The sequence below is a fragment of the Shewanella sp. YLB-07 genome (assembly GCF_009377275.1).
In genome coordinates this window covers 689,371-703,508 of the sequence record NZ_VOQB01000001.1, presented here as the reverse complement: position 1 = coordinate 703,508, position 14,138 = coordinate 689,371, and the positions used below count along the sequence as shown (strand labels likewise).

Sequence of the window (14,138 nt, the reverse complement as noted above, 5' to 3'; positions counted from 1 at the left end):
ATAGCCCTAGGTAATAAAAAGAGCCTAGCTTGCAAGCTAGGCTCTTTTTATTGATATATACAGCAAGCTAAATGCTTTAAGTTTGATATAACCACATATCCAGTCCTGTTATGCCACCTGACCCGCTTGCCATAATTGACGGTAACCAGAATGGGTTATCACCAATTCATGGTGATAACCCATTCCAATGATCTGCCCACTCTCCATAAAGTAAATCCTATCTGTATCTCGAATGGTATCTAACCGATGCGCCACAGAGATCACCGTTTTACCTTTAGATAGCTTTTCAATCGAATCCAACACTTGTGCTTGTGTACGATAATCCAGTGCTGAAGTAATTTCATCCAATAACAACACTGGTGCATCATGAAGTAAGGCGCGGGCAATAGACAACCTTTGACGCTCTCCACCAGATAGTTGATTGCCGTTCTCCCCAATCAATGTGTCTATACCCTCTGGCAATTTGGCAATAAGAGGGCTTAATCCGGCCGCCTCAATAGCCTCAAAAAGCGTTTTTTCCACAGCTTCTGGCTTGGCTAATAGTAAGTTATCGCGCAGGCTGCCGCCAAGCAACTGAACATCTTGAGTCACGTAAGAGATATGGCGATACCACTGCCGAGTCCCTATTTCATCGAAGGATTTCTTGCCCAACGACAGCCTGCCTTCACTGGGTATATGAAAGGCGGCGATTAAATCCAACAAGGTTGACTTTCCAGATCCACTTTTACCGACCAGTGTAATATGCTCACCCTGCGCAATATCAAGATTGATGCCCTTCAGCACCATCGTATTATCTATGGTTAGGTCAACATTGGTCAAAGAGAGGTTAAATGTACAAGGCTTAGTGCCTTCCTCCTGCTGTTGAGGCATTTGAGCAAGCTGCTGTAAACGGCTAGCGGCTTTGAGCATATACCTGAGTAATGCCGCGTAAACGGTCATTCGTGCCAATGGCCGAATACAAGCAACTGTCGCAATGATCACGATGAGAAATTGGGGAAGACTTAACAAACCTTCATTGATAAACCAGAGACAGAGCGCCAGATTAAGCACTAACGCAAGCTCTAGGATTAGCGTCGCCATGAGTACCCCCATCCCGCCGGCCCACTCTAAACCCAGCCCTTCATGCCTTTGTTGCTCAATTTTATCGCATAATGGCTTAGCCAATTGGTGGCTTTGAGCAAACCCACGCAACATAGGCAAGCAATCAATATACTCAAGCAGCTGGTTGGCACTCTCCATATTAGAATGATGATAATGATCCGCTTGGTGGCTAAATTTTTTCTCCGCCATAATTAAGGCACCAATCGCCAGGAGAAAGACACCTAGCATCGCCAGCGCTATCTGAGGTTGAACCCAGAACAACATCGTCATCATGGAGATAGGAATAACCCAAGCCGCGACAAAATCAGCCAGTATGTGACTAAAAATGTCTTCAAATTGCTTCAGATCTGATGTGAGCAACTTCATCTTCTCCCCCAAGCCTTTGCCTTTTAAACAGGCAAGTGGTTGACGACGGATATCGGTTAACAGTTGGCTGCGCAGATGATGAGTGATCTCATACGCGCCCAAAAAGCTTTGCTTAGCACTTTGACCTAAGCCCCACTGCAGGACAATAACTGAGGAAGCCAAGAGAAGCATATGACTAACAGACAAGGTATAGAGGGAAAGTATGAAAGCAAATAGCATCAACCAAATCGCGAGAGGCATAATTTCAGTGGCTACTTTTCCTGATAAGCCAAACCAAAATTGGCGAGTTTGCGCGCCACTATGAACAAATAACTGTCTCATTTTATCCAAGGGACACCTCCTCAACATTGCCTCCTATAATATTCAAACGCACATCAACCTGCTTAACTTGCCGAGGGCGATGACTAATAATCAACTGGATCTGATTAGGGGAATATTGGCGCAGCCCGGCTAGTACCGTTTGTTCCGATAATTGATCTAAGTGTGCAGTCGCTTCATCTAAGATCAGAATGGGCGTTTTGGCCAACGCTGCTCTCAAGATAGCCAAACGTTGCATTTCGCCGCCACTGAAGCATCGACTCGCTTCTCCAACATCACAACTCAGCTGTTCCGGAAGATCAGCAACCAAGTCCTTAAGACCCAATAAATCCAATAAAGACCATATTTCATCATCTTTAATCACCCGTTTAGCAAGTGCCAAATTATCACGCAACGTCCCTGAGAAAAATGTGACCTCTTGATCCACCACTGCAATATAACGGCTTCGGCTTTCGTCATCTAAATCCGTGACGAAACCTTTATTGATTTTCCAACCGCCATGTTCTGGAGTTAGCGAGCCGGAAAGTGTCGATAAAAGTGTACTTTTCCCGGCACCTGAGTCCCCCTCAATAAGCACTCTTTGCCCTGGAAAAAAGGAGAGGTTCACGTTTTCAAATACTCGTGACGGGCCGCGAGTGACCGTCAAATTTTCGCAAGATAGTTGTTGTAAAGCTTGGTCATAAACCACTTCACTCTGCTCTTTGGCATGGCAAAAAGGTAATATGCGATCGATAGAGACAATTGATTGCTGAATTTGTGAAAACACCTGAGTCAGGTCCAGCCAAGGCTTAAGAATACCTGCGCTTATACAAACCACCATCATGAGGTCAACCAGCGTCAGTTGCCCCATATTATTCAGCGCAATGGCAACCGGTACCACCAAGATCAAGGATATTTGAGCCAGTGTCACAAAAGTTACCCATGCCCCCACCATTTTCTTGGTATAGCTCGATACCATCGTATTGTGTGACTGGATTGTGCGACTGAGCTCGAGATAAGAGTTCGCATCAACGGCAAACAATTTCATGACGCCAATACTACGAAGAAACTCTAATTGGGCTTGGTGCATATTCGACACAATTTGGGTATATTTCTCTTGGCGTGTTGCGAAGCCACGCATCATCAAAAACTGAGCACTCAACGCCAAAGGCAATGGTGCCAGCGCAATAAGGGCTATCCGCCAATCAATATAAAAAAGGAACACTGTCATAAAGAGTGGCATCAAGACCCCGTTGATAATATCGGTGCCATGATGGGCAATGAGCGGCTCTAAACTCTGACAATCATCTGAAATGCGTTTTTCAATATCGCCCCTTTTCAGACTTCGCAGCTTGTCTATCTTCATATTCGCCAAAGCAAGCACCATGTGTTGCCTTATTTTTTGAATAATGTGATAGGCAGCCAAATGGGCATACCACACAGCCAACGTATACAAAGCATAACGGGTCATCAAGGCCCCTACCATGACAACTAGATACTCATAGGGGGATTGTTGGTCATAGATAGCCTGAACAAAAAAGTATAGGCATAACCAAGGCACCATTTCGACCATACTGCACAGGACTGCACACCCGATTGAGATCCGTACTCTTCGCTGCTCGCATGACAGCATAGCCTTGAATGCTGTCATGCGACTCATATCATTTGAAAGCAACATAAATACTCCACAAAATAGGAATCATTTTCGCTTTCTTGGTGACGGGTAACTAACGAGATCAGGCATTAATGTAACGCTATCGGGCATTATTTACCGAACTCGTTTATTGAGCTCAGGTTACAAAGATAGGCTTTCAGCTAAGTGCCACCAGATTTTAGATCTACAATCTGGTGGCACTCGTTAAATACCAGCCCTTTTCCTATGGCATTATCCTTTGTGTGCAGACTTGGTATGCAGAGGGAGGAGCCGCTATCGAGCTGCGTAAAAGGATGTTCAAGGAACCTCAGATAAACCTTTCCCCGGTATCGCCAGTCGACTATACCGATTAAAACTACGCTCATATATACAGCATAAAAAACCTAAATTAATATCCTAAACTTAGGATGACTCATAAACTGTTATGGTTAATTGTTTAACACAATCATTATAAAAATAATTAAAAATACAATAAAACAATAGACCAAAAATAGCATTAATAATCTGCCGTACATTATAAAACATATAAAAATCTTGCCTGAAATAATTTTGTCGTAGAACCATAATAAGTAAACCGCCAACAGATGGATTGACAGAACAAATCAACCACTTTAAGTGACACATATAAATACAAACGCAATAACTAATTTAATAAAGAAGACGCACCACTGAACTAAGTTGAGTTTCGCCCATCGATTGATAAGTTGTTACATACCAAAAAATAAACTCACAACAATGTCAATCCGGGTGAGTTCGTCATTTAAAATAATAATATTACACATCTGATAACCTGCCCAACTGTACAGTTGATATATAGGGACCCCTATAAAATAGTTAAGCTGAAGCTAAATTAGGTTAAAATAATATTATTGGGAGCACTGTTATATAAATTTTGTTAGTATCACGACTGCGTATATAAAAACAAATTCAGATCACATACCAACATTAATTAAAGGTTAAATTATGAAGGCGTACGTATTCGACGGTAAAGAAAGTTCCAAACTAGAAGAAAGACCAAAACCAACAATTATAAAGCAGACTGATGTTATCGTAAGGGTCGAAAAGACAACTATTTGTGGCACTGACTTACATATTTTGAGAAATAATGTCGCGACATTTAACCCAGGTACAATTATGGGTCATGAAGGCGTCGGAATTATAGAGTCATGTGGAGAATTGGTTAGCAGATTCAAGCCTGGTGATCGCGTAATAATTTCATGCATTACATCTTGCGGTAGGTGCAAAATGTGCCAAGTTTCAAAATTCGGTCAGTGCTTACAGGGCGGCTGGTTATTAGGAAATGAAATTGATGGCTGCCAAGCTGAATATGTTCGAGTACCTTTTGGTGATACCAGTCTGCACCTTGTACCTCTTGATATTGATACTGATTCCCTTGTGTTATTAAGTGATATTTTCCCAACAGGGTATGAAGTTGGTGTTCTAGATGGTCAAGTGAAACCAGGGTGCTCTGTTGCCATTATTGGTTGTGGTCCTGTTGGACTTTCAGCATTAATGACATCAAAATTCTTTTCTCCAAGTGAAATTTACGCCATCGATACAAACAACCACAGACTCCAAGTTGCGACAGAGTTAGGCGCTACACATGCAATCGATAACTCAGATGGCACTGCAGTTCAACAAATTTTAGACGTCACAGATGGGATCGGGGTTGATGTGGTTATTGAAGCCATTGGAATACCAGTTGCCTGGGATATGTCTCAGAAACTTGTATGCCCTGGCGGAAATATAGCTGTATTAGGTGTGCATGGAAAATCAGCAATTATTAACCTTGAAGATATGTGGAAACGTAACTTTACTATGACTGCGGGCATGGTTCATACCAATACTATCCCCATGCTAATCAAGCAAATTAGGGTCGGTCACTTGAAACCTAAGAAGCTAATTAGTCATCAATTTAACTTATCTGAATGCGAACAAGCATACAGTACTTTTATACATGCTTCTGATCATAAAGCACTCAAAGTTATTATAAGTAACGAGTTCTAATAGCCTTTACAACTAATAAAAATGATTAATAAACCACTTAAAATCCTATTGATTGGTCTTCTGATTAATTTATCAATAGGTATTCTATATGTATGGGGTGTTTTTAGTGAGCCTCTGGCTGAAGTATTAAATGTAGCCCCTGAAAATATTGACGGTCCATACCAAACCTCTGTTTTCACATTTGCTGTTTGTTTACTTGTTGCTGGTGTATGGCAAGATAAGGTGGGCCCTAAGAAAGTGACAATGCTTGGCATCTCTCTTGTTGGTCTAGGTCTTATTGCTTCTGGCTACGCTACTACTTTAGCTGAACTTCAGTTCACTTTTGGTTGTATGGTCGGTGCTGGTATGGGATTCGCTTACGCATGTATTGGTCCGAGCACTATGAAGTGGTGGCCAAAAAATAAAAAAGGTTTAGTTAGTGGCTTAACTGCAGGTGGTTTCGCAATGGCCGCAGTATATTTAGCACCATTATCTACTAGCCTTATTGAACATTATGGTATCTTAGACACCTTTAAGATATTAGGGGTTGGTCTACTATTTATGGTCCCCATCGCATCAATGCTTGTGGACCCACCTATTGATTACGTTACAGATAAACCAGAAGATAATGCACTTAAATTAGGAAGTGACATTAATATTAGTTGGCATAAAATGTTAAAAACACCACAATTTTATCAATTATGGTTAATGTTTATGGTTTCATCTTCTGCAGGAATCATGCTTATTGGTTCTGTCGGTAGAATAAGTAAGTCAATCGGTTTAACATCTGAACAAATTGCATTTAGTATCATTTTACTCGCTATCTTTAATACTTCTGGCCGTGTTATTGGCGGATTAATCTTTGATAGGATTGGGCGTGTTCATACGCTGGCATTAATATTCATGTTGCAAGCAGCTAATATGGTATTTTTCACCACTATTACAACGCCAATTCCATTAATGGTTGGGATCTCAATCGGTGCGATGTCTTACGGTGCATTATTCGGTGTATTCCCCCCAATTACTGCTGATGATTACGGTTTAAAAACATACGGAACTAATTTTGGTATTCTTTATTCTGCATGGGGAGTATCAGGTTTCTTTGGAGGTATCTTAGCCAGTATTTCGGGGTCTGCGAACAATTCGTACTTTGCCTTTGCTGTACTTTTAACTACGATGACTGCAATGGGGTACTTCACTAAGCCTGTAAATAAACTGAAACTAGCTGAAGCTTAATTAAAATTCTGTCGAAAATAGAGATCTCGCCGCTATAAATTAAGGAACGGACTTCCTCAGATACAGCTATGCTGCTAAAGAATAAACAGGGGCATAGCTAAACTTTCCCCTTCTTTATTGGCTTAAATTAGGAGCTTGCTATACCCTGCCCAAGAAGCGCTCAAATGAGTATTGAGCTGCAGCAGGCCCTAGACACACCTAGATAACAGGGGTTGATGGCCACTTGTAGTAAATCCTATGAAGATAGACGTAGTTGGAGTAATAGAGAGCTTGACGAGCATTGACATTGACAGTTTAAAGGCCCTATATCAGATTCAGTGTAACAACCTAATTTATATATAGTCTGCTATTCGATCTTCAAACTAGACGGTCATACGATAACCAAGACATCCATTCTTATTCTAAAGAAGATGGCCAGTGCTTGCTGCATGTCACTGAAGTGTTTGCACTTTAAGGTCGTTCATTCACATCCATGTGATCACGACATTCGCATATCCTTACGCAGCACTCACGGTAATTGATGGATTAGATAGAAGTCACACCATTCAAAAAGCCAATTAAATAACAATAAAGCCCAATGAAACCACAATAGATACTTTTCCCAGCCTGTTACCCCACAAGTTACAACCCATTGTGGTACTGCAATACCGTCGATTTAGGCACCATATTACCTAGGCTTGTAACCACATTAGATTGGCCACTGAGGAGTCTCTCAAACTGTTGGATTAGCTGCACCTTGTCAGGAGATGGCTTATTTCCGGCACCAATATTGGTTAAATCAATCATAAAGCCATCAAAGAGGTGTGCTAGATCCTCAATGATCTCAGTATTTAAGAATTGGTCTTGATTATAAATACTTGGATAGCCTGCTTTTTGCTTATCGATAGCAAACTCATCACCTTTAAGGTTGGTGATGCTGGTAGATTTATCGCAAGACAACATACAGCCATTGTCGATACGTGGCTTTTCACAACCTACACTTTGCTGGAAGAAGCACTGTCTGCTCGCCATAAGCAAAATAGGATGATAGATGCTGTATAGCATTTTGAAGTTTGCAGGCCGTGCAATATGTTTAATTTGATTCTGATTGATTTCGTTAGAAATAAAGGCGCCGTGACAATCAAACTGCTCTTGTATGGCCAATAATGCATAAGAGTTAGTTGTGTTTAAAAACGGACCCGCGATCCATTTAATTCCAAGCTCAAAGGCGCGATTGGCGATACCGGTATTATTGGTGACAATAAGCGCTGGTTGAACCTGCTCTAAAATATTCAGCGCCGCATCAAAATCTTTACCTATTAGCACTGATGAGAACCAAGGGATAAGACGCGGGTTTTGTTTGAAGAAATCTACATATTTAGTACAGCCGCGCTTATAGGCATCGGGTAACTTAAAGTAAATGTCGGCATCGGTGGCATCGGCAAGGGCGATATCAGCCTCATCACAGATCAAGATAGACAATTTAGGTCTTTGTGTTTCAGGCTTTAGATACTTCGCCAGTTTAGGTAACTCAACGGCTGGTAACACGGGAATTTCATGGTTAAGTTGCAACAGCACTTGTTTCTTTAAGCTTGTCAGCTCCTTAAAGGGAATGCTAAGGCCAGCGGCTAAATCATCAGTGACGAACTGCTGCAAGTCGAACTCTGCATTATGTAAACTCTTAAATCGCTTCTCAATTGCACTGGCATCAATGCTGGCATCATCACTAATCGTCAGCAGACTAGGAGACTGCACAGTAAAGGTTTTATCCTCTAACTGGGTTTGGCCAATAATAAAGTCTTGAGTGCTCACGGTAATTGATAACCGCTGTCCCAATTGCCCTGAAAAAGACAATGTCAGTGGCAGTTTTTCTATGCTGAGATGTTTAATTTTATCGTCGACAGATGTTTGAATTTGGCTCTTTTCTACCTGTAACTCTTGCTCTGCATCATGAATTTGTACTACCGAAATAGACTTCAAACCATTGTGAGTGAGCTTATCTTTAAGGTGGTTTTTCGAGTTATCACGGGGGTTATCGATAAACATCGACTGATTTAAGTCCCCCTTTAGAAAAGAGTTGGTCAGATCGCGGTTAAATACCTTATAAAGGCGCTCACCGTCTTCAAGCAGCTCTCCAGTAGCTAGGAAGCCATCTATCTGCTTACGAAAGCTGTCTATGACTGTATGGACGTAACTTGCGCCCTTTATACGACCTTCCACCTTAAACGAGTGAACACCTGCTTCTATCAATGCTGGTAGGTCGAAAAACGCCGAATTATCTTTAATATTGAGCGGAAAATTATGACCAGTCTCAGTGGTTTCATACTCTTCACGGCAAGCTTGGCTACAGCGGCCGCGGTTACCTGAGTTACCCACACTGGCTGATGTGGAATAGCATAACCCTGAGAACGCTATACATAAGGATCCATGCACAAACACTTCAGTGGTGATATCGTTTTCAAGACCCGTAGCGGTTAATACAGCGATCTCACGTAAATTAAGCTCTCTCGACAAATTAACCCGTGAGGCGCCTAATTTCTTTAAAAAAGAGATTTGACCAACATTATGGGTTGTTAGCTGAGTTGATGCGTGAATGTCTAATGTCGGAAAATGCTTTTTAAGTAAATAGAACATGCCGATATCTTGCACAATAACACCATCTAATGTGGTGTTAACCAACTTACTTAGCAGCTTGGCCAGTGACTTAAACTCATTCTCTAAAATAACAATATTCAATGTAAGAAATATCTGACATTGATACTGGTGTGCTAGACGAATGATCCCAACAAGTTCCTCAAAGGAAATATTAGCAGCACGGTTACGAGCGTTGAAGGTATCTAAGCCACAATAAACGGCGTCGGCTCCAGCAATAATCGCCGCTTTAATCGCATCAACATCTCCGCCTGGTGCTAATAATTCAATCTTTGGATCCATGATTACAACTTGTTGTTAGAAATTTAATGGAGGGGATGTTACCCATATATTTTGCTAATGAATATCGTTAAAGTAAATTATTCGCAATTGTTAGCGATAACATAGGCATATGAGGACGCTCCCGCTGGGTCAAGATACAAAGTCAATTTATAGCTATCCATGCAAAATTGACATAACTATCGCTACGAGAATGCCAGACACAAAAAAGGGAGCCTAAGCTCCCTTCGCGGTGTTTGGTACTTTAGCGATAAAGTAGCTCACACTTTACGTAACGTTCAGATTGAAGGTTACTTATACTTTCTCATGACCAAGGTCGCATTAGTGCCACCGAAACCGAAGCTGTTACTCATCACAGTGTTGAGTTCTGCTTCACGATATTCAGTCACGACTGGCATACCTTCGGCTTTCTCGTCTAGGTTATCAATATTGATACTCGGCGCAATGAAACCATGTTCCATCATGATCAGGCTATAGATAGCTTCGTGAGCACCAGCAGCGCCGAGTGCATGACCCGTCAGTGACTTGGTCGATGCGATCGGTGGCAAGCTATCACCGAAGGTTTCACGCAGAGCTTCAAGCTCACGCATGTCACCGACTGGCGTAGATGTACCATGGGTGTTGATGTAATCAATAGGCGTATCCACATCGGCAAGCGCCATCTGCATACAACGTACTGCACCTTCTCCTGACGGAGCAACCATGTCATAGCCATCTGATGAAGCGCCATAACCGACGATTTCGGCGTAGATTTTCGCGCCACGTGCTAACGCATGCTCAAGCTCTTCGACAACCACGATTCCGCCGCCACCTGAGATAACGAAACCATCACGGTCAGCATCATAGGTACGAGACGCTTTTTCAGGCGTGTCATTATATTTAGTAGACAGTGCGCCCATGGCATCGAAGCCCATAGTCAAAGTCCAATCAACTTCTTCAGAGCCACCGGCAAAGACCATATCTTGCTTACCCATCTGGATAAGTTCAGCGGCATGGCCAATACAGTGAGCACTGGTTGCACAAGCAGAACTGATTGAATAGTTCATGCCTTTAATCTTAAATGGGGTGGCTAGGCACGCACTCGCAGTACTAGACATGATACGCGGCACGATATACGGGCCTACACGCTTAACGCCCTTCTCACGTAATATATCCGCGGCTTGTACCTGATTAGCTGATGAAGCTCCACCAGTACCGGCTATGATACCCACACGAGGATCTGAATACTGCTCTTCAGTTAGACCGGCATCTTTAATGGCTTCAGCCATGGCAACATAGGCATAGGCTGCGGCTTTACCCATAAAGCGAAGTGCTTTACGGTCGATATGTTCTTTCGGATCTAACGTGATATCGCCCCAAACACGGCTGCGAAGTTTCATTTCTTCAAACTGAGCTGAGTGGGTAATACCACTGCGGCCAGCTTTCAGTGACTCAGTGACTTCTTGCTTATTGTTACCAATACTTGAAACTACGCCAAGTCCGGTGATCACGACTCTTTTCATTATTTCTTTCCATTTAGTACATTTAGTACTTTCAGTACTAAATTTGCTGCGGCAATAATATCGCTTTTAGTGCAATTAAGTGGTCAGCTTTCCATAAACACGGGTAAAATAATGCCTAAAGTAAGACACAGAGTAAATTCCTTGAGCCAAGAACGTGAAGAAAAGATGGTAAATAGCCGTAATTGTAGTCATTTCGACTCATTTCATGAGCAAATAGTTGAAATGTATCCAGACAAAAAAAAATTATCATTAGGCCAAATAGGACTTTGTGATGCTCAGCAACTGCTATCTGTCATCTTATTGCAACAAAAGTCCATACCGGATACTCGATTTTATGTGAAAATTTTCGAATCTGATTGCTCAGCCGTTGAGCGCATAAATCTGCAACTCGTCGCACTTCAAACTCAGAACCAAGAGTGTCAAGAATCGGCCCATACCGATTTAGGCTCTCGCTCTGGCTTCGACTCTAATTTAGAGTCTGGCTCATGTGTAGATAAGCAAGCTGCAATTAAACAAATTATCGATGCCAAACTAGTGGCGATACCTGGCTGCCAGAGACTTATTTTGAATCAAGGGCGTTGCCTCATCGACCTATATATCGGTGATATACTCTCAAGTTTAAGCGACACCTTAGCGCCTGCAGATCCAGCCTCTTATATCCATGCTTGGCTTCACACCTCAGATCAACACTCACTGGATGAGCGAACAATATGGCAGATGGCAAAACTCAGCCGTAATACCGCCTTGCTATCAAGCTCGAACATGAGCCAGCAACAGACTAACTTGGCGAAAATAGCGGGCTTTCTGTTAGCAAACTCTTTTTTAAATGACTCAACACCAGAAAAGAGCGCTCTCCCCCGGGCATCGGCCCAGTTAAGTGACGAGATATCCCAACAAGAGAGACGGGCATTAAGGCAAGCTCAGGCCAATGGGTTTCAGCACTATCCTCAGTTACCGGCAAAAGAGGGCACAATTGCTGTTATAGGGGGGGGGATTGCCAGTACTCATCTTGCGCTATCCCTTGCGGAGCGAAATAAAAGCGTACGGATTTTTTGTCAGGATGAGGCTTTTAGCCAACAAGCTTCAGGCAACAAGCAAGGCGCAATTTATCCCCTGCTCACTCCGGATAATGGCACCTTGAGTCAATATTTCCAGCAAGGTTTACTGTTTACCCGAAGAAGATTAACCACCCTGGTCGATGAAGGCTTTAACATAGCCAACGAACTGTGTGGTGTATTACATACTGGCCACGATGAACGCAGCCGCGGCAGAATCAACCGAATCATCTCGGCTCAAGCTTGGCCAAAAGAGATAGCCCACAGGGTATCCGCACAAGAAGCCACCAATCTCGCCGACATAGATATAGACCAGGAAGGTGTGTTTTATCCATTAGGTGGCTGGATAAGTCCGCCAGACTTTACCCAAGCCGCTTTCGATAAGGCTAGCCAAATTGCCGATATCAGAGCCTTATTTAACTGTAACATCACCCGTATCGAGCAAAGCCAAGGTCAGTGGTACCTGTATCAGGGCTCTGGCTCAGGGAATGACTCTAATTCAGGAAATGAGACAGGCTCTGAAAATAGCAAAGAAGAAGGTAAAGATAATAAAGTTAAGCATGGTCCCTTCAGCACCTTAGTACTCGCTAATGGCCATGGGTTAACTCAGTTTGAACAGAGTAAACTCCTGCCAGCAACCGGATTCAGAGGTCAAGTCAGTCATATTCCTGCCCGCAATGAGTTGGCAAAGCTCACTACGGTTCTGTGCTCCCACGGCTACCTGACACCGAGCAATGACCAGCTTCATTGCACAGGTGCCAGTTATGTTAAAGACCCAGAGCACCTTGATTACTGTCCTCACGAGCAGTTGGATAATCTTAAAAAGATGCAGCACAGCTTTGAAAACAAGGCGTGGGTCGACGATATAGATATCACAGGACACAGTGCCAGAGTCGGCGTGCGTATGGTCACTCGGGATCATGCGCCCATGCTGGGCTGCGCCCCCGATACCCATGTAATGCTAGAAAATTACCAGCTACATCAACATACTAAGGCTAGTATCAAGTTCTGGAAGGATAATCCAGCCCCAATTCATGATGGCCTGTTTATTTTGGGTGGATTAGGTTCGAGGGGAATAACCACAGGACCACTCGCTGCCGAGGCTCTAGCTTCTCAACTTTGCGGAGAGATGATACCACTGGATATGGCGACACTAGCCCTGCTTAACCCCAATCGAATGTGGATGCGTAAACTGATTAAAGGTAAGGCACTTTAGTCTAGTTTCCATAAACAAAGCCAGAGGCGTTAAGGCCTCTGGCTTTGTTTATATTTAGCGAATGTATTATGCAATTCTTGCTATTTCTGCGTTTCGGCTCCAGCCTGTATTAGGGCATTTTTAAGAGAGTTAGCCCAACTGCGGTACACGGTTCTGACATCCCCCCAGTTAAACACCGAAGTATTTTGTCGCCACTGATCGAAGCCCTGGCCTCTATCTGCAGCCTTTGCCAACACTTCACCGGTTTTACCGTCTTTTATACTCGCCAATAGCACCATAGAACCTGAGTTTTGACTATAGGTTTTACCCATTGAACTGTAACTTCTACGCGTGTCTTCACGAGGGGCACTGAGCCTGATGTCGGTAACCGCAGCCTCTACCACGAGCGTTCCCTCCCCAGGCATATCGACCAGCGTATAAGGCTGTTCCTTATTAAATACTTTCTGAATCATTAGATGAAATTCATCGGCCATCTTCTGCAGATCTTGCTCTCGCAGCTCATAGCTCGCATTCATCCCATCGCTAATCCGATCGATTCTGGGAGGTTTATAGTCAGGGGCGTGGTCGTTTGTGACTTTGACTGGTTCAAAATAGAGCTTAGTGTATTGTGACCAGTTGACGTTTGGCCTGACGAAGGACATATCGAGCTTTGAGTTTTCGACTTTAACCAGGCCATCATCTCTGAAATCTGCACTATCGGTACTGAGTTTGAGTGGCTGAGTACTGCATGCGACTGTAGCCAATATAAGAAAAAACATGGGGGAAATTAAACGTTTCATAATACAATCCATTGCTAATGCGGGTCTCAGCAACAT

At 43.0% G+C, this 14,138-nt stretch carries 8 protein-coding genes; 3 read left to right on the top strand and 5 right to left on the bottom strand.

Translation table 11 applies throughout. From position 1 onward, the window contains the following. Window positions 1–108 precede the first annotated feature (108 nt). Window positions 109–1,788, bottom strand: coding sequence for an ABC transporter ATP-binding protein (locus tag FS373_RS02880; protein ID WP_227992550.1), 1,680 nt, complete (start codon window positions 1,786–1,788; stop codon window positions 109–111). A 1-nt stretch (window position 1,789) separates the two neighbouring features. Then, a complete protein-coding gene (locus FS373_RS02875; protein ID WP_152828994.1) occupies window positions 1,790–3,442 on the bottom strand; it encodes an ATP-binding cassette domain-containing protein in 1,653 nt (550 codons plus the stop codon). A gap of 939 nt (window positions 3,443–4,381) precedes the next feature. Between FS373_RS02875 and FS373_RS02870 the strand changes: the two genes are divergently transcribed. Both FS373_RS02870 and FS373_RS02865 read left to right on the top strand, forming a co-directional pair. Continuing rightward, a complete protein-coding gene (locus FS373_RS02870; protein WP_152828993.1) occupies window positions 4,382–5,425 on the top strand; it encodes an alcohol dehydrogenase catalytic domain-containing protein in 1,044 nt (347 codons plus the stop codon). Between the two features lie 21 nt (window positions 5,426–5,446). Then, on the top strand, window positions 5,447–6,640 hold the full coding sequence (locus tag FS373_RS02865; protein WP_152828992.1) for an OFA family MFS transporter: 1,194 nt from the start codon (window positions 5,447–5,449) through the stop codon (window positions 6,638–6,640). Between the two features lie 621 nt (window positions 6,641–7,261). Here the strand turns inward: FS373_RS02865 and FS373_RS02860 are convergent. Together FS373_RS02860 and fabB are read right to left on the bottom strand one after the other, a co-directional pair. After that, entirely contained in the window at window positions 7,262–9,553 is a 2,292-nt protein-coding gene (locus FS373_RS02860; protein ID WP_152828991.1) for a peptidase U32 family protein, read from the bottom strand. Window positions 9,554–9,840: 287 nt separating this feature from the next. Then, window positions 9,841–11,052 carry a beta-ketoacyl-ACP synthase I gene (gene fabB, locus FS373_RS02855; protein ID WP_144047196.1) on the bottom strand — a complete coding sequence of 404 codons (1,212 nt, stop codon included), beginning with the start codon at window positions 11,050–11,052 and terminating at the stop codon, window positions 9,841–9,843. Between the two features lie 111 nt (window positions 11,053–11,163). On the opposite strand from fabB, the gene mnmC reads away from it, so the two are divergent. Beyond that, the gene (gene mnmC / locus FS373_RS02850) at window positions 11,164–13,323 is read left to right on the top strand and encodes an FAD-dependent 5-carboxymethylaminomethyl-2-thiouridine(34) oxidoreductase MnmC (RefSeq protein WP_227992516.1); all 2,160 of its coding nucleotides are present in this window, start codon (window positions 11,164–11,166) and stop codon (window positions 13,321–13,323) included. Between the two features lie 80 nt (window positions 13,324–13,403). Here the strand turns inward: mnmC and FS373_RS02845 are convergent, their stop codons facing one another. Continuing rightward, on the bottom strand, window positions 13,404–14,102 hold the full coding sequence (locus FS373_RS02845; protein WP_227992514.1) for a DUF3313 family protein: 699 nt from the start codon (window positions 14,100–14,102) through the stop codon (window positions 13,404–13,406). Window positions 14,103–14,138 lie beyond the last annotated feature (36 nt).